Genomic DNA, 17,123 nt, shown 5'->3' on the forward strand with positions numbered 1-17,123 from the left:
TCCGTCTGGTACACGGCACACACCAACCGTGCCTCCGACGCGCCGTACGTCGTCAACCACGCCGACGGCTCCGCCACGGTGCGCGTCGACCAACGTGAACGTGGCGGGCAGTGGGTGTCGTTGGGCAGCTACGCGTTCACGGCCGGCCGGCCGGCCACCGTCGAACTCTCCGACGCGGCCGACGGATACGTCGTCGCCGACGCCGTACGGCTCATCACGTAAAGGACGATGGGGAACGGCCGCCCGACGGAATTGCAGGCCGCGCGCCGTAGCCCCGGGGCGGACGGCTCGTTGCACAGGCCATGACCCAGTCTGCCGAGAACGAGCCCATCCTCCGGGGTCCCGGGCGTGACCTGCTGGACCTGCCCGGGGTCCCGGGACTGTCGCACCTGCTGGACGAACGGGTCCCCGCCGCGTCCGAAGAGGCGCGGGAGCGGATCCTGGCGCAGCGGCGATGACAGGGGACCGCCCTCGGGTGTTCGACTTCCACGTCCGGCTCGCGCCGGCACCCGCCGCGTCCGACCGCCTTCTGGAGTTGCTGGACGCGTGCGGCATCGACCGTGCGGTGGCGTGCGCCGGCGGCACCATGCCGCCGGCTCAGCTCTCCCGGTTCCTGGTGGAGGGCGGGCACATCGAGACGGACGCGGACAACGACGCCGTCCTCAAGGCCTGTTCGGAATCGGGTGGGCGCCTCGTCCCGTTCTTCTTCGCCAACCCGCGTCGTTCGGCGGACGTCTACCGCGAGCGGGCGGCCGAGTTCCGCGGGGTGGAGATCTCGCCGGCGGTGCACGGGGTGCCGTTGGACGACCCTCGCACCGCCCGGCTTGCCGAGGTGGCACGGGATGCGGGCCACAGCGTATACACGGTCTGCCTGGACCGGCCCGGCAGCCGGGTGGCCGACCTGGTCGCGCTCGCCTCGGCCCATCCGGAGGTCACCTTCGTTCTGGGGCACGCGGGCATCGGAAGTCTCGACCTGTACGCGGTCGAGTTGATCGGCCGCCAGGAGAACGTGCTGCTGGAGACCTCGGGCGGGTACACCTGTGTGACCCGTGCCGCGGTGGAGCGGCTGGGCGCGGACCGGGTGCTCTTCGGGTCCGAGGCCCCCCTTCAGCACCCCGAGGTGGAGCTGGCCAAGCTGCGGTACGCGGGGATCGGTGACGACGACCGGCAGCGGATCGCATGGCGGAACGCCTGCCGGCTGCTGGGAATGGAGTGGTGATGGCGGCCCGGACGAGCGCGGTAGGCCGCGCGGAACCACGGCCGGGGGCCCCGCGGCCGACGGGTGGGGACAGCCGGATCGCGGTGGTGGGCGCCGGGATCGCCGGCCTCACCCTGGCTCTCGCCCTCGGCAGGGCCGGCAACCGCTGCGAGGTCTACGAACAGGCGGGGCAGCTTCGCGAGCTGGGCGCAGGGGTGCAGATCGCGCCCAACGCGGCACGGCTGCTGCGGCGCCTGGGGCTCGGCCGGCGATTGGACGCGATGGCCGTACGGGCGCAGGCCGTGGAGATGCGGCGCTGGGACGACAGCCGGCTGCTCAGCCGGAGCGAGCTGGGCGCCGCGTGCGAAGCCCGTTACGGTGCCCCGTATTACCTGGTGCACCGGGCGGACCTGCACCGGGCGCTGCTGTCCGAGGTCGAGGCAGATCAGCTGCACCTGGGCAGCAGATGTGTGCGCGTGGAGGAGTACGACGACGGCGTACGGCTGCACTTCGCGGACGGCTCGGCCCACGAGGCCGATGTGGTGGTGGGGGCCGACGGCATCCGTTCGGTGGTGCGCGAGGCGCTCGCCACGGACCGGCCGCGCTTCTCCGGCCAGTCCATGTACCGAGGCCTGGTGCCGGCCGAGGAACTGCCCTTCCTGCTGGACGAGCCGAAGGTCCGCCTCTGGTTCGGGCCCGGACAGCACTGCGTCTGCTACCCGGTGGCCGCCGGCAAGTGGATCAGCGTCGGAGCCACCGCCCCGGCGGGCGACCGAGCGCCCGAATCCTGGACGGCCGAGGGGCGGACCACGGAACTCCTGCGCATCTACCGGGGTTGGCACGAGGAAGTGGGCCGGGTGCTGGGGGCGCTGCGAGCCGTCGGCCGCTGGGCCCTGCATGACCGCGACCCTTTGCCTCGCTGGTGCGGCGGCAGGATCGTGGTGGCCGGGGACTCGGCCCACCCGATGCTCCCCTTCATGGCACAGGGCGCCAATCAGGCGATCGAGGACGCGGTGGTGCTTGCCGGCTGCCTGGCCGGGGCCGGTCCGCGGGACGTCCAGGCCGCGCTGGCCCGGTACGAGCGGCTCCGCAAGCCGCGCACCGACCGCATCCAACGGATGTCGCGGGCGAACGCACGGACCTTCCACCTCGGCGACGGGAAGCGGCAGCACGAGCGCGATCTCTCACTGGACCGCCGGCGCCACAACGATCAGGAGTGGCTGTACGGCTACGACGCCGGGGTGCTCGATGAGTGAGGGGGCGCGAAGACGGGGAAACGCCGAGCGGCGTCCTCTCGGCGTTTCCCCTGTCAGGTCTCGCTCTGGGCGATTTCCACGTACTCGATGATGGCGCCGCCCGGATAGCGCACGGTCAGGCTCCGGCCGACCGGATTCTCAGCGGGTCCGTCGACGATCTCCCCTCCGTGCAGGTCGGTGATGCGCAGGGCTCTGTCCATCGAGTCGGTGATCGAGGTGGCGTGGGTGCCTCGGCAGACGGAGAGCGCTTCCTCGGAGCCGGTGAGGAGCAGGTAGTTGCCTACTCTGACGATCTCCACGCCGCGATGGCTGACGCGCGGCCGCGGCTGTTCTCCCGTGAGATCGACGAACATCGGCAGGGCGGTGTCGATGTCGTCGACATATACACGGGCGAGTGTTTCGGATACCGGCATGGAACGTCTCCTCCTGGATTTCTTCCGCGTTCTGTCGGTGCGCCGGGGGAGTGCCGGTCAGACGCGGCTGCCCCGGCCTGCGCTCGTGTGCAGATAGACGGGCTTGAGCAGGCCCTCCTGTTCGGGTTGGCGATCGAGGGTCATCGTCGTGCCCGGCGGGACCACGCTGATGCGGGAGCGCATGCCGAGCCGTGCGGAGATCTCCGTGCTCAGGGCATCGGTCCGCTGCCGGAGGGCGGCTGTTCCGCGGTCCGTCGACTCCAGAGCGAGTGTCAGCTGATCACGGTCGACCTCGCCGGACCAGAACACCGGCCCGCAGCCGCGCAGTGAGCCGTAGACGACATCCTCGACATCGATCGGGAACAGCCTCCGCGTACCGACCATGAACGCGTCCGATGCCCTTCCATGGACCAGCATTTCGGGCCGGCCGGTGTCGCACGGGCAGGTCGGGTCGGTCACGGTCACGATGTCGCCCATGCGGTAGCGCACGATCGGCATGGCGCGGCGGTGGTACGAGGTGACGACCAGTTCGCCCGTGCCACGGGGCGAGCACTGCCCGCTCTCGGTATCCAGGACCTCGAAGAGGAAGTGGTCCGACCAGAGGTGGAGGGTGCCGTACGCGCAGGCGCCGCCCAGCGTCGTGGTCTCGGTGGAGCCGTAGTCCGGGAACAGGGCGATGGACCACAGCTCTTCCAGGAACCGCTTCTTCGCGGGGCTGAGCAGTTCGCCGTTGACCACCGCCGCTCTCAAGTCCGGGAAGTCCTGCGCCGGGTCGAGGCCCGTTTCAAGAGCGCGGCGAGCGGCGAGTATCAGCATCACGGGCATGGCGTAGATGACCGTTGCCCGGTAGTCGCGCAGGAGACGCAGCACCCGGCCGAACGGCATCAGCTCGGTGCGGCTGCCTGCCGGGATCACCGTGGCACCGGCTCGTCTGGCGGCTCCGTGCATCTGGTGGGCCGTGGTGAGCATCGAGTAGGGCGTTTTGACCAGGACCACATCCCGCTCGGTGAGACCGACGCCGTTGAGGAGCATCCGCCCCAGCCACTCGTCGATGTCCCCTTCGGTGAAGTACGTCGGGGTGGGTTCCCCGGTCGTTCCGCTGGACTCGTGGACTACGGCCACCTCGCTCCGGGCGACGGCGAGCAGGCCGTCGGGGTAGGCGCGGCGCAGGTCGTCCTTCGTGGTGAACGGAATGCGGGAGAAGAGGCTGTCCGACCAGGATGTGGGGTCGATTCCCGCGGCCCGGTACTTGTCCCGCAGATACGGTGAGTGGTGATGCGCGTGATTCACGATGGCGGCCAGCGGACCGTGTTCGGTCATGCGCGGTTCCTCCTCTTGCGTGGGTGCGGCAACCGAGGTGTGCTGGACGCGGATCGGGACATCACTGTTCAATGATCAGCTCATCCACTTTGACCCCGACGTGGCGGCCGGAGTCCTGAGTGAAACCGAAGACCCTGTCACCGGGCTGGAGCTCGGTGATGTTGCGGGGCTTGGAGTCGGTTCCGAAGATCCGCACATGCCAGTCCTCCTGCATGATCGTGATGATCTCGGTGCCGTCGTCGGCGCGCGCGATGATCTCCAGCATCGGACGTCGCTCGATCTTGACGCGGCCGACGGTGACGGGACGGGCCGTTCCGTCGGTCCTGACCGCGAGCACCTCCATGCCGGCCCGCAGATCGGACAGGTACCAGGTGCGGTTGTCCGGTGCGAGGACGTACATGTGCAACGCGCCCGCGTTGACCCGGAACGGACGTGTGGGCATGTAGGGCAGCGCGTGCGTCTCGCTGGTGGCGAGAACACCGCCGCTGGAGAAGCAGCCGAGCAGCACGCCCTCGTCGAGCCCCAGGTATGAGGTGAAGTCGAGGCAGGCGCGATCGCCCATGCCGGCGTGCCGTGTCTCGACGACGGTGAGCTGCTGCAGCCGCTGGCTGTGCGTGCGCTGTGCGGCGACGAGTACCTCGTGCAGACGGTGCACTGCGGCGAGATCGTCGCCTTCGACGAGTACACCGTCGGCTCCGATCTCCAGGACGCCGAAGACCACGTGTGCCTCCGCGCTGTCCCGCACACCCATGACGGTCTGGCAGCCGCGGTTCTGCGCGTCCGCCAGGACGATCTCCAACGGGATCTTCGTCGAGTCCTTGAACGTCACGACCAAGAGGTCGACCAGGCCGGTCAGTTGTACGGCCAGTTCCAATGACGCCGGGTCGACGACGTCGACCGACGCGCCCGTACGGATCCCGATACGGGACTTGTTCTCGATGAACCAGTTGCCGGCGACCGTGTCCGCGTCCAGCACGAGGACGTCGTAGGCCTTGCCGATCCGGTCGAGTTCTTCCTGCGACGGGACACCGGCGAACAGCTTGACCTTCTGCAGGCCCTGGGGGACCAGCGCCAGTTGCTCTTCGTCGACGACCACGCCGCCGCCGGAGTGCAGCCGCTGTACGGCGTCGAGGATCTCCGCGCCGCCGGGCCGCCCGGTGGCCCTCCGCAGATCGTGCCAGGTGAACTTCCTGCCGCGGGGCAGAGGGGCTGGTACGGACGGAGGCGCCGGTGCCGCGGCCGGAGCAGCGGCCGGGACGGTCTTCTTGGGTTGTGCCTTGACCAGCCGGCCGTTCTTGGCACGCTTGGGATCGCTTCCGATCACATCGGTCGTCATGTCTGCCTTCTCTTCGACGGGCGGGATGAGACTGTCGTCGTGCCGCTCAGACGACCGCGGAGGGGGTGTCCGACATCAGGCATTCCTGGTAGGAGCTGTAGGCGCGGTCCACGGAGTGGCTGTCATGGATGAGCCTGCCGAGATGGCGGGTGAGGACGGCCGGGTCGGGCGACGTGAAGATGTTCCGGCCCATGGACACGCCCGCGGCGCCCGCGCCGAGCGCTTCGGAGACGAGGGTGAAGAGCTTGCGGACATCACCGTGTGCGGCTCCGCCCGCGATCACGACCGGGACCGGGCAGCCGTCGACCACCGACGCGAACGTGTCGGGGTTCCCGGTGTAAGGGCACTTGACCAGGTCGGCGCCGAGTTCGGCGGCCATCCGGGCGGCGTGGCTCAGTTTCCCGGGATGGAGCTGGTCCTCCGGCGAGCTGCGGACGTAGACCATCGCGAGCAGGGGAATGCCCCACAGCGCACATTCCCCGGCAGTCCTGGCGGTGTCCACCAGCTGCTCCGGCTCGGTCTCCGTACCGAGATTGATGTGCACGCTCACCGCGTCCGCGCCCAGCCGCACCGCCTCGGCGACGGAGCACACGGCCACCTTGCGGTTGATGTGCCCGCCCAGCGATGTCGAGGCGCTCATATGCACGATCAGCGCTGTATCCGGCCGCAGTCGGTGTTGCACCGCGGACACCAGACCCTTGTGCAACACGACGGCGTCGGCGCCCCCGGCAGAGATCCGCTCCACCGTTCCCGCGATGTCCCGGAGACCCGCGACCGGACCGTCGCTCACGCCATGGTCCAGGGGGACTATCAGGCATCGTCCGGCTTCGGACAGCAGGCGACGCATACGCAGACTCTTCCCACCGGTCAAAGCTGCTTCCTTCACATAGGGCGTGGCCTCAAGACGTCAGCTCGTGGGTTTGGTGACTGTTTCTCATGGTGCGAGGCGACCTGCGGTCGATGATGCGATTTCCTGCGGGGGTGGTTCACCGGAGCCGGGGAACTACCCCCGCGTCGCAGGAGTCTCTGCGCGCTGGCGTCGTCGGGGGTTCAACGAGCGACCGGTGACGGCGTCACGCACGGCTTCCTGGGACGGTGCGGGGAAGCCGGACGTCGTCGAGGCCGTACGGATGCCGGCGCAATGGTCCGGATCACGTCTTGCCCGGGGCAGCCGCCCGGCAGCAGACAGAGGTTGGGCCCAGATGCCGGGCAGCAAGAGCGGCTCGACCGACAGGCGCTCGTCGCAAGCCGGCCGGACGTCGTCCTCCACGTCCCCAAGGACACCATGGGATACGAAGCCGACGAGGACCTTCTCGCGCTCCTCGGCGCCGGAATCAACGTCATCACCGGATGGGGAACGTACCGGGACCTGAACCACCGCGGAGCCGCCGCGTCGTTCACAGAGCACGCCGAACGCGGTGGAGCGTCGTTCTTCGTCACCGGACTCAACCCGGACTTCGCCCTGGAGCGCTATCTGCAATCCCCCACGGGCCTCTGCTCACGGATCGCCCACATCCTGGTCCGAGAGCACTTCGTGCTGAACGGGGCGGAGAAGACCACATTGGAGTTCCCCGGCATGGGCCAGCCCGTCGACCAGCCATTGAACGCGGGTGCACGACGCTTGGTCGAGGAGTATTTCGCGCCATCTCTACGCATATCCGCGAGTGTTCTGGGACACCCGCTGGAGCAGCTACAGACGACCGCAACGAGCAGCACAGCAGATCACGACATCAAGCTCCCCGAACACATCGTGAAAGCCGGGACGCGCGCCGGGGCCGCGATCCGGCTGGACGGTCGCAGCGGCGGCAAGCCCTTTCTGCGCCTTCGAAGCCAACTACTGCCTCAAAGCCGAGGGCTCCGCCGGCGACGCCATGGGCGGCCGGGAGATCGAGATCAAGGGCGAGCCGTCCTTGCGTTCCACGGTCACAATTGAGCTGTCGCATCTTTACGACGGACAGGTAGCAACCATGCTGCGGGCCATACCGTACGTAGTCGACGCCCCGCCGGGAGTTCTGGAAAGCCCGGTTCCCGAGATCCGCTATACCGCGGATTTCCTCGAATAATCGGTATGGCCTCTGTACGGGCGGAGCGCACGGTGCACTTGGGGAGCTCACTCACCGACTCGCGACCGAGTGGCTCACCGGGCGGTACCGCCGCTGGCCGTCTGAAGCTGGGTCCCGCCCCCTGCGCGGCTGCGATCTTCTGCTCGTCGTACGCGCTCAGTATCCGCATCACGGTGGCGGAGGACGGATGCGGGCGTCCGTCGGCCGGACGGTGCATGAGGGGGTGGCCCCGTCGTCAGCGAGGTGTCCGCGGGCGCGGTCGCGGGGGTGTTCGACGTCCACAACGCGCCAGCGTCGACCCCGGACGCCGGTGAGGGGCGGGCCGTGAGGCGTGCCGCAACGATGGGGCGTGGTCCGGTCCGAGGGCTTCGCTCACCCTGGACGCCGGCCCCGAGTTCACCGGGGAGAACTCCGCGCGGGACAGGGCCGGATGCGGCGGTTCGTAAAGATTCTGCGGGTGAACGCCTACGTCTTTCATCGTCTGTACTGGGGATGGCGGCAGGTGCGAGGTTAAGCAATAGTCATGGCTGATCCTTTTGCACTGAGTCCCGTGAACCTTTCCAAGACATCCGGGGTGCCTCGCAGAGACCGGCCGGTAGGACCAGGCGCCTGGAGGCGTGCCGTCGGTCCCCGGCGGCTGGCCTTGTGGGCTGCCTGGTGGTCGGGGCGTTCCAGGGGTTCTGGGGGTGCCCGTCGGTGATCCGCCGGCGCGGTATATGGGGGTGTGGGGGCTGTGGTGTCACAGGGATGCGGCTTGCTCTGTCAGGAGTGCCACGTCGGGGTGGGTGCTGTAGGGGCGCAGTACCTGACGCATGGTGGTGAGGGAGGCGGTGGCACGGGTTGATCGCAATCCGGGGTAGTCGCCGAGGAACCGTTTCCAGGCGGTGATGGATTCTTCGAGGTTTCCCTGGAGGAGTTGTGATTCGGCCAGGAGGGCTGTGGTCAGTGCCCTGGCCCGGCGTGCCTGCGGTGCTCGGGTGCGCAGAGAGGCGTTGAAGGCCCGGTCGGCCGCCAACCAGCTCGCACAGTCCTTCCCGCGGCTGCTCAAGGCCAACGGACTCAGGTTGCACGTGACCGACCTGGACGCCGTGGTCGGCACGAAGATTCACGATCTGTCGCCCTACTTCGAGGTGATGGGGCCGCGCGGGACGATCCTTGAGCCTGCCTGGCCCGGCGAGATGCTGACGGACTACTGGACCAAGAAGGACTGACGACTCAGGACTCGGCAGGCATCTCCAGCCGTTCGGCGGGTGCGCAGGGACAGTGCGGTCGGTCCAGCGCACGCCGGGGTGAGATTCCCGGGAACCGGCCCGGCACCAGGCCCCGCTCGCCAGGATGGTGCGGGTGACGGCCATCTCCTCAGACCTCTGGCATCACTACGGCCGCACCCGCGCCGAGCAAGACCGCGCGGTCCCGGGACATTCCGCTGTATCTGGAGCCAGGACAGCGGCCCCGGCCCGGAAGTTCTGGGTGACCTGTCGGGGCGGGTCGTCGGTGACCTCGGCACCGGGGGCCGCCCGGCACGCCGCTCATCTCGCCGTCCATCACGAGCCCGCGCAGGTCATCGCAGTCGATGCCCCGGGCGCGCAGTACGAGAGCGCCACCGGGCTGTACGGCCACCTCACGCCGCGCCTGCGCCTCGTGCGGTCCGGCGCCGTAGAGCACCCGCACGTGACGGTCGATACTTACGACATGCTCTACCGGGTCGTCGGCGCGCTCGACTTCAGCGGCCTGCGCGGGCTTCTGTCGGCGGTGGTCTCCGTGCGACACGGCCCATCGTTGAGCAGCAAGAGCGGGAGCGTGGACCCGGACCTCGATCAACTGAGATATCTCCACGAAACGTCGGCAGCCGCCGCTCCATCTCGTGAAGTCACCGGTACGCGGTCGTGCGGGTCGGCATCCCTGCTTCGCGCCTGCACGAAGGCGCAGGTGAGGTCTTATCCCCCTCGTCACGGACTGGCGGGTGCATCCGGTCCGGTGGTCGTTGACGGGCTGGAGGAGTGCTCTGGGCTCGCTGCGAGTGTCGCTGTCCGGGCGGCCACGGTGTGTGGGTTGTCAGATGATGGTCGGCATTCCAATGTTGGAGACGCGCTGACTAGGGCGTCGCGGTGTGCCTATGTTCAATGCCTGGGTGTCGAGTTGGACTGGTGAAGGGGCGGGGCGGGTGTGAAGAGGGTGGCAGCGGGGGACGGGCCGTCCTTGGGAAACGTGGGTGAGGTGGGGCGGTATGCGGTGCTGTCTATGGGTTTTGCGTTGACGCGCACCGAGGACGGTGATTCGCCAAGGCTCGGCCTGGACCTTCTGGAGAAAGCCCCCGATCACGCTCTGAGGGTTGCGGAGGCTCTGGGGGAATTTCGGTACGTTCCGTACTCGACTGTGGTTCCCGGCAGGGCGGCCGACTACGGGGACGTGGTCGAGCGGGCCGTGGTCGCCGAGGACGTCGATGTGCTGGTCGTGCATATCGTCGGCCACGGTGAGGTGGCCGAGGGCAGCAGCGAGAAGTTATACGTCCTGGACGGCAATGGACAACGTCTGAGCCGGCCGGTGGGAGCCTGGATCGACCGGATCGAGGACCATCCGGAGCAGCATCGGCCGGTGACGCTGTTCGTCCTCGACGTCTGTTACGCCGGTGAGGTGGCTGTGACGTCCTGGCACGCGCGGATGGACGTCGCCAACCGGAGGGCGTGGGTGCTGGCGGCCACCGGTCCCAAGGACCCGGCGTTCGGCTATCGGCTAAGCCGGGCTCTGGTGAGCGTTCTGGGGAAGTACCGCAATGGCGAGGTGCGCTTCGACCCCTCGGTGCGGTACATCCCTCCCGGCACGGTGTGGCGGGAGATCGAACGTATGGTTACCGAGTTGGCCGCTCAGGACGGAGGTCTGCCGCAGACCATCCTCACCAGCCTCGTTCCTGGCCATGCGGACCTCTCCCATCTCCCCTTCTTCCCCAACCCCTCCTTCGATCCCGCCCACAGAACGGGTGGCGGCACCGTTGCCGGGCTGCCCGGCGAGATCGGCCGGCTGGCGGACTGGGCGGCGGACCCGCAGCACTTCATGCTGCGCGCCGGTGGCACCGAGCCGGTGGACCGCGATCGGGACGAGGGCTACTTCTCCGGTCGCGCCGAGGAACTGCACGACCTGTCCGGCTGGCTCGACGACGAAGCGGCCGCACCGGGGGTACGCGTCGTCACCGGCAAGCCCGGTGCTGGGAAGTCTGCTCTGCTGGGCGTCCTGGTCTGCGCCGCACACCCGGCACTGCGCCGGCATACCAAGCATTTGTGGCGTGCTCTGGGCGATCGGGCCCCAGGAGAGAACGAGCGGATAGTGGTGGTCCATGCACGCCGTCTGAGCGTCGAGCAGATCGTCGCTTCGCTCGCCCGCCAGTTACGACCCATCAGTGATCCCGAGAGTCGGCTGTCCGTACATTCCGCCTCTTCCGAGCCTGCCGCGGAGCATGAAGGGTCCGCCGCGAATCCGGTGGATCATCTGCTGGGCCTGCTGCCCTGTGACGGACGCCCGGTCACCGTGATCGTCGACGCCTTGGATGAGGCGGTCCGCCCCAAGGACATCACCACCGTGCTTGTGCTCCCGCTGGCGCGGCGTGCGCAGACGCCGGGAAGCAGGCTGCGGTTGCTCGTCGGCACACGTGACGACGAGCGGTTCCACAGCCTCCTGGCCCTCGCTCGTGACGGTGGCGTGTGCACGGACCTCAGTGCCGTCCCGCCGGAATCGGTCTGCCGGGACGTTACCGAGTACGTCAGCAGGCTCCTTGCGGCTGACGGCCCCTACGCCCTTGGTGTGAGGCGAGCGGCCCGCGAGGCTCTGGCGCGGGCCATCGCCGGGAGGTTGACCGGACCAGGCGAAGGGGACAGTTCGGCCGGGGACACCGGGGGCCTCCAGTGGGGGGAGTTTCTGACCGCGGGTCTCTATGTGCACTACGTCCTGGCTGCCGAGGAGCCGCGCGATACCCCGGAAGCGGCCGCCGAACTGGGCCGGGCCGTCCCCCGCAGCCTGCCCGAACTCATGGAACTGGACCTTCGGCGCCACACCGGCCAGCCCCTCCTGCGTGCTGTGCTGACGGCTCTCGCCTTCGCCCAGGGCCGGGGGATGCCCGAACGCGTCCTCGCCTACACCGCCGCGGCCTTCACCACCGTCCTCACAGACGACGGCCCCCTCGCCCTCCAGGACATTTACGCGATCCTGGACCAAGAGGCGCGCTTCTACCTGCGCCGCGACGTGGACAAGGACGGCACCACGCTCTACCGGCTCTTCCACGAAGGACTCGCCGAATGGCTCCGGCACAACCCGCCCCGTAGTCAGCCACCGCGACAGAACTGCCCCGTCATCGGCGGGGTGGTACTCCGGCCTGCAGAAGGGGGAATCGTAGACTGTGGTGCGCCCCATGACGGTGCCGGTCAGAAGCCGTGGCATATCCGCGCTGCGGAACGACTCTACGAGCAGTTCCTGAACAGTGTGCCCCTCGACGGTGCGGGCCGGAGGCTGTGGCATCTGGCCGCCCCCTACCTGTGGCGACACACCGCCCAGCATGCTCTCGCCGCCGGGCGTCTGGACGACCTCCTCCAGGACAGTGACTTCCTGGTGCACGCGGATGCGTACGCCCTGGCGGACGCCCTGTCCCATGCCGGTTCGGAGCAGGCCAGACTCAACGCCGCCGTGTACCGGGCGTCCTGGGGCGTCCACCACACTCTGCCGCCCGCCACGCGCCGTCCGATCCTGGCCCTGGACGCGGCACGCTTCCGAAACCAGCGACTGCAGGCCGATCTGCTCGGCGACGCCGACTGGCACGTGCGATGGGCGACCGGAAGCCAGGTCTCGACAGCACTGGTCCGTACTCTCGTCGTCCACACCGGCTCGGTCCTTTCGGTGACAGTGGCGGAGCTGGAGGGACGGCCTCACGCCATCACCGTCGACAGCGCGGGGTGGGTGCGGGTGTGGGACCTGACGACCGGAATCCAGACCCGCCAACTCACCGACGACACCGGCCGGGTGAATTCGGTGGCGGTGGCGGAGTTGGAGGGTCGGCCTCACGCCATCACCGCTGGCGACGACGGGTGGGTGCGGGTGTGGGACCTGACGACCGGAATCCAGACCCGCCAACTCACTGGCCACACCGGCCGGGTGAATTCGGTGGCGGTGGCGGAGTTGGAGGGTCGGCCCCACGCCATCACCGCTGGCGACGACGGATGGGCGCGGGTGTGGGACCTGGCCACCGGAAACCAGACCCACCAACTCACCGACGACATCGAGTGGTACACCGGGGTCACTTCGGCGGTGTTGGCGGAGCTGGACGGCCGACCCCACGCCATCACCGTGAACACCGTAGGGTGGGTGCTGGTGTGGGACCTGACCACCGGAGCCGAGCCCCGCCTTCTCACCAGCCGGGTTGCTTCCGTGGTGATGGTGGAGTCGGAGGGCCGCCCTCACGCCATCACCGCCGGCTTCGAAGGGGCGGTGTGCGTGTGGGACCTGACGGCTGGAATCCAGACCCGCCAACTCACTGGCCATACCGACCGGGTGAATTCGGTGGCGGTGGTGAAGTTGGAGGGCCGGGCTCACGCCCTCACGGCCGACCGCGAGGGGTGGGTGCGGGTGTGGGATCTGACGACTGGAATCCAGACTGGCCAACTCACCAGCCACACTGACCGGGTGAATTCGGTGGCGGTGGCGGAGCTGGAGGGTCGGCCTCACGCCCTCACGGCCGGCCGTGAGGGGTGGGTGCGGGTGTGGGATCTGACGACTGGAATCCAGACTGGCCAACTCACCAGCCACACTGACCGGGTGAATTCGGTGGCGGTGGCGGAGCTGGAGGGTCGGCCTCACGCCATCACTGCCGGCGACGACGGGTCGGTGCGGGTGTGGGACCTGGCCACCGGAATCCAGACCCGCTGCCTGACCGGCGCGGGCATTGCGGTGGCGGTGGCGGAGTTGGAGGGTCGGCCTCATGCCCTCACGGCCGGCCGTGAGGGGTGGGTGCGGGTGTGGGATCTGACGACTGGAATCCAGACCCGCCAACTCGCTGGCCACACCGGCCGGGTGAATTCGGTGGCGGTGGCGATGCTGGAGGGTCGGCCCCACGCCATCAGCGCCGGGTACGACGGGTCGGTGCGGGTGTGGGACCTGGCCACCGGAATCCAGACCCGCTGCCTGACCGGCGTGGGCATTGCGGTGGCGGTGGCGGAGTTGGACGGCCGACCCCACGCTGTGACCGCCAGCAGCAACGGGCCGGTGCGGGTGTGGGATCTGACGACCGGAGGTCAGACTCGCCAACTCACTGGCCACACCGGCATGGTCCTTTCGGTGGCGGTGGCGATGCTGGAGGGTCGGCCTCACGCCATCAGCGCCGGGTACGACGGGTCGGTGCGGGTGTGGGACCTGACCACCGGAATCCAGACCGACCGACTCACTGGCCACACCAGCTGGGTCAATTCGGTGGCGGTGGCCGAGCTGAAGGACCGACCCCACGCCATCACGGCCGGGAACGACCGGTCGGTGCGCGTGTGGGACCTCACCACGGGAGCCTGTCTCACCATGTATCACCTCTCTGCCGAAACGAGCGCCGTGACCGTCACCGCCGACGGCACCGTCGTTCTCGGTGTCGGCCACGACGTGGTCGCCCTCAGCCTCGCCCCTCTCGCCCGGAGGCTCCTATGACCAGCCCCGCCGCTGCCCCCCTTCGTATCGTCGCTGTACACGGCGTGGGCAACAGCTTCGGCCCTGAGGTGTCCGGGACCCGCCTCGAAGAGTTGCGCACGCTCAAGGCCCGCGCCTGGACACGGCAACTGACCAGCGGTCTCGGCGTCGCCGTAAACCGGTTCGATCTAGACTTCGCGTACTACGCGGACAAGCTGGTTGCTGGTCCGGTAGCCCAGGGGACAGAGAACCCCGACCTCCTGGACGACCCACTGGCACAGGAGATGCTCACGGCATGGGCGCGGGAGCTGGGGGTCCCCGAGGAGGTGTCGCAGGGCCACGCCACCGTGCCCCTGCGCGGACTGGCATCCTGGGTGGCCCGCAGGTTCGACCTCGCCGAAGGACCCTTGCGCGTCTTCATCCGGCTGCTGTTCCGCGAGGTAGCCGCCTACCTGCGCACCGCGGACGCCCCGGAACGCGCAGCGGCGCGCGACGAAGTGGCCAGGCGGATAGCCCGGCACAAGCCGAGCATCGTGATCGCGCACTCGCTGGGCTCCGTCGTCGCCTACGAAGCCCTGCACGCCCACACGGAACTGCAACCCGAACTGTTCCTCACGCTGGGCTCGCCCCTGGCACTGCCCCGCGCCGTCTTCGAACGCCTCATCCCCGCACCGCAGGGCGCCGGCCAGACACGGCGGGGAACCCGCCTGCCCAGCGGAACACGATGGGTCAACATCGCCGACCCCGGTGACCCCGTGGCCATCCCGCCCCAACTGGGAAGATTCTTCGACGGGATCGCCCTGGACCACACCACCGTCATCAACCCCCTGTTCGGCTTCCACCACGCCGAGAACTACCTACGGTCCGCGACCACCGCCGCCACCATCGCCCCCTACCTCGAACTATGACCCGCCACCGCGCCTGGGTCGTGCGATCTGCCACGGCCGGGGCCAGACCAGGCGCTCGACCTTCAGGCTGAACCGGCTGATCGAAGAGTCCATGCGGCGTTGGGAGGCGCCGGTGGGCGACACGGAGGAAGACTTAGCGAGACCTCGGCCCGGAAATGCCCCGGAACTGCTGGTCAGAGCTGGGATACCAGTAGGAGTTATCGGGATCAGGGGAGCATCTCGACATACCGCTCAGCGGTGCGCTGCGAAGGGCGCCTGGCGGGCATATTTCCTGGTCAGGCGCCCTTCTCTTGCGCCTAGAAGAAGCCCAGCTTCTTCGGCGAATACGACACCAGGAGGTTCTTCGTCTGCTGATAGTGGTCCAGCATCATCCGGTGGTTCTCGCGCCCGATCCCCGACTGCTTGTAGCCGCCGAACGCGGCATGCGCCGGGTAGGCGTGGTAGCAGTTCGTCCAGACCCTGCCCGCCTGGATCGAACGGCCCGCCCGGTAGGCGGTGTTCATGTCCCGCGTCCAGACGCCCGCGCCGAGTCCGTACAGGGTGTCGTTCGCCGTCTTGATCGCGTCGTCGAAGTCGCTGAAGGACGTCACCGCGAGGACCGGGCCGAAGATCTCCTCCTGGAAGATGCGCATGCGGTTGTGGCCCTCGAAGATCGTGGGCTGGACGTAGTAGCCGCCGGCCAGTTCGCCGCCGTGGTCGATCCGCTCACCACCCGTCAGGACCTTGGCGCCCTCCTGGCGGCCGATGTCCAGATACGACAGGATCTTCTCCAGCTGGTCGTTGGACGCCTGCGCGCCGACCATCGTGTCGGTGTCCAGCGGGTGGCCCGGCACGATCGCCTCCGTGCGGGCCACGCCCGCCTCCAGGAACTCGCTGTAGTGGCCGTCCTGGATCAGCGCGCGTGACGGACACGTGCACACCTCGCCCTGGTTGAGGGCGAACATCGTGAAGCCTTCGAGTGCCTTGTCGCGGAAGTCGTCATCCGCGGCCCAGACGTCGTCGAAGAAGAGGTTCGGGCTCTTGCCGCCGAGTTCCAGGGTGACGGGCTTGATGTTCTCGGAGGCGTACTGCATGATCAGCCGCCCGGTCGTGGTCTCGCCGGTGAACGCGACCTTCGCCACGCGCGGGCTGGAGGCCAGTGGCTTGCCGGCCTCGACGCCGAAGCCGTTGACGATATTGACCACGCCCGGCGGCAGCAGATCGGCGATCAGGCTCATCCAGAGATGGATGGAGGCCGGGGTCTGCTCCGCGGGCTTCAGCACGACGGCGTTCCCGGCGGCCAGCGCGGGCGCCAGCTTCCAGGTCGCCATCAGGATCGGGAAGTTCCACGGGATGATCTGGGCCACCACCCCGAGCGGCTCATGGAAGTGGTACGCGACGGTGTCGTCGTCCAGCTCGCTGAGCGTGCCCTCCTGGGCGCGCAGCGCCCCCGCGAAGTAGCGGAAGTGGTCGATGGCGAGCGGGATGTCGGCCGCGAGGGTCTCCCGGACCGGTTTGCCGTTCTCCCAGCTCTCCGCGACCGCCAGTTCCTCCAGATGCTCCTCCATCCGGTGGGCGATCCGGTTGAGGATATTGGCGCGGTCCGACGCCGAGGTCTTCGCCCAGCCGGGGGCCGCGCCGTGCGCCGCGTCCAGGGCGCGTTCGACATCGTCCGCCGTGCCACGGGCGATCTCGGTGAAGGGGCGGCCATTGACCGGGCTGGGGTTCTCGAAGTACTGGCCACGGGCGGGCGGTACGTACTCCCCGCCGATCCAGTGGTCGTAGCGGGACTTGTACGAGACGATCGCGCCCTCGCTGCCGGGCGCTGCGTAACGGGTCATCTCTGTGGCCTCCCGGATTCCGCGCCGCCCGCCGTTGGACGGCGCCCACGCCCGACCCTAGGGAGCCGGAGGTTGCGACGACGTTGCACCGCCGACGTGCTCATCCATTCAGTGGCGGATCCCGTCGGTTCAGTGGAACTCGTGGGTGCGGTGCCATCCGT

At 68.7% G+C, this 17,123-nt stretch carries 12 protein-coding genes and 1 pseudogene; 8 read left to right on the forward strand and 5 right to left on the reverse strand.

Translation table 11 applies throughout. From position 1 onward, the window contains the following. From ACFRKB_RS06380 to ACFRKB_RS06395, 4 genes are all read left to right on the forward strand, one after another. The coding region (locus tag ACFRKB_RS06380) for a golvesin C-terminal-like domain-containing protein (RefSeq protein ID WP_463291724.1) at positions 1–222 on the forward strand (222 nt) is incomplete at its 5' end. An 80-nt stretch (positions 223–302) separates the two neighbouring features. Then, positions 303–458, forward strand: coding sequence for a hypothetical protein (locus tag ACFRKB_RS06385; protein WP_383103770.1), 156 nt, complete (start codon positions 303–305; stop codon positions 456–458). A 17-nt stretch (positions 459–475) separates the two neighbouring features. Beyond that, the gene (locus ACFRKB_RS06390; protein WP_383103772.1) at positions 476–1,219 is read left to right on the forward strand and encodes an amidohydrolase family protein; all 744 of its coding nucleotides are present in this window, start codon (positions 476–478) and stop codon (positions 1,217–1,219) included. Next, positions 1,219–2,454, forward strand: a complete 1,236-nt coding sequence (locus ACFRKB_RS06395) for an FAD-dependent monooxygenase (RefSeq protein ID WP_383103774.1) — start codon at positions 1,219–1,221, stop codon at positions 2,452–2,454. Before ACFRKB_RS06390 ends, ACFRKB_RS06395 begins: the two co-directional genes overlap by 1 nt. A gap of 53 nt (positions 2,455–2,507) precedes the next feature. Here ACFRKB_RS06395 and ACFRKB_RS06400 read toward each other — a convergent pair whose 3' ends face one another. The 4 genes from ACFRKB_RS06400 to ACFRKB_RS06415 form a co-directional block, all read right to left on the reverse strand. After that, positions 2,508–2,867 carry a hypothetical protein gene (locus ACFRKB_RS06400; RefSeq protein ID WP_383103776.1) on the reverse strand — a complete coding sequence of 120 codons (360 nt, stop codon included), beginning with the start codon at positions 2,865–2,867 and terminating at the stop codon, positions 2,508–2,510. 57 nt (positions 2,868–2,924) lie between these two features. Next, positions 2,925–4,187 (reverse strand): phenylacetate--CoA ligase family protein, encoded by a 1,263-nt coding sequence (locus ACFRKB_RS06405; RefSeq protein WP_383103777.1) that lies wholly within the window; start codon positions 4,185–4,187, stop codon positions 2,925–2,927. Positions 4,188–4,248: 61 nt separating this feature from the next. After that, the gene (locus tag ACFRKB_RS06410; RefSeq protein ID WP_383103779.1) at positions 4,249–5,523 is read right to left on the reverse strand and encodes a 3-dehydroquinate synthase II domain-containing protein; all 1,275 of its coding nucleotides are present in this window, start codon (positions 5,521–5,523) and stop codon (positions 4,249–4,251) included. Positions 5,524–5,569: 46 nt separating this feature from the next. Beyond that, positions 5,570–6,409: a 2-amino-3,7-dideoxy-D-threo-hept-6-ulosonate synthase gene (locus ACFRKB_RS06415; protein WP_383103781.1), complete on the reverse strand. Its 840-nt coding sequence runs from the start codon at positions 6,407–6,409 to the stop codon at positions 5,570–5,572. A gap of 399 nt (positions 6,410–6,808) precedes the next feature. On the opposite strand from ACFRKB_RS06415, the gene ACFRKB_RS06420 reads away from it, so the two are divergent. The 4 genes and pseudogenes from ACFRKB_RS06420 (at position 6,809) to ACFRKB_RS06435 (ending at position 15,142) form a co-directional block, all read left to right on the forward strand. Then, positions 6,809–7,456, forward strand: a complete 648-nt coding sequence (locus ACFRKB_RS06420) for a hypothetical protein (protein ID WP_383103782.1) — start codon at positions 6,809–6,811, stop codon at positions 7,454–7,456. Between the two features lie 1,143 nt (positions 7,457–8,599). Further along, positions 8,600–8,797, forward strand: a pseudogene (locus ACFRKB_RS06425) (S-adenosylmethionine-dependent methyltransferase); the annotation flags it as partial. A 1,165-nt stretch (positions 8,798–9,962) separates the two neighbouring features. Then, the gene (locus tag ACFRKB_RS06430) at positions 9,963–14,255 is read left to right on the forward strand and encodes a P-loop domain-containing protein (protein ID WP_383103784.1); all 4,293 of its coding nucleotides are present in this window, start codon (positions 9,963–9,965) and stop codon (positions 14,253–14,255) included. Positions 14,256–14,299: 44 nt separating this feature from the next. Then, positions 14,300–15,142, forward strand: a complete 843-nt coding sequence (locus ACFRKB_RS06435) for a serine peptidase (RefSeq protein WP_383103786.1) — start codon at positions 14,300–14,302, stop codon at positions 15,140–15,142. Between the two features lie 296 nt (positions 15,143–15,438). Here the strand turns inward: ACFRKB_RS06435 and exaC are convergent, their stop codons facing one another. After that, positions 15,439–16,962 carry an acetaldehyde dehydrogenase ExaC gene (gene exaC, locus ACFRKB_RS06440; RefSeq protein ID WP_383103788.1) on the reverse strand — a complete coding sequence of 508 codons (1,524 nt, stop codon included), beginning with the start codon at positions 16,960–16,962 and terminating at the stop codon, positions 15,439–15,441. Between the last annotated feature and the right edge of the window lie 161 nt (positions 16,963–17,123).

This window comes from Streptomyces scopuliridis, from assembly GCF_042790125.1.
Lineage (GTDB): Bacteria > Actinomycetota > Actinomycetes > Streptomycetales > Streptomycetaceae > Streptomyces > Streptomyces scopuliridis_A.

What these genes read in the sequence shown, in the direction of transcription:
- ACFRKB_RS06405 (WP_383103777.1), bottom strand. Translation starts at nt 4,187, where the DNA reads ATGACCGAACACGGTCCGCTGGCCGCCATCGTGAATCACGCGCATCAC.
- ACFRKB_RS06410 (WP_383103779.1), bottom strand. Translation starts at nt 5,523, where the DNA reads ATGACGACCGATGTGATCGGAAGCGATCCCAAGCGTGCCAAGAACGGC.
- ACFRKB_RS06420 (WP_383103782.1), top strand. Translation starts at nt 6,809, where the DNA reads ATGGGATACGAAGCCGACGAGGACCTTCTCGCGCTCCTCGGCGCCGGA.
- exaC (WP_383103788.1), bottom strand. Translation starts at nt 16,962, where the DNA reads ATGACCCGTTACGCAGCGCCCGGCAGCGAGGGCGCGATCGTCTCGTAC.
- ACFRKB_RS06395 (WP_383103774.1), top strand. Translation starts at nt 1,219, where the DNA reads ATGGCGGCCCGGACGAGCGCGGTAGGCCGCGCGGAACCACGGCCGGGG.
- ACFRKB_RS06385 (WP_383103770.1), top strand. Translation starts at nt 303, where the DNA reads ATGACCCAGTCTGCCGAGAACGAGCCCATCCTCCGGGGTCCCGGGCGT.
- ACFRKB_RS06400 (WP_383103776.1), bottom strand. Translation starts at nt 2,867, where the DNA reads ATGCCGGTATCCGAAACACTCGCCCGTGTATATGTCGACGACATCGAC.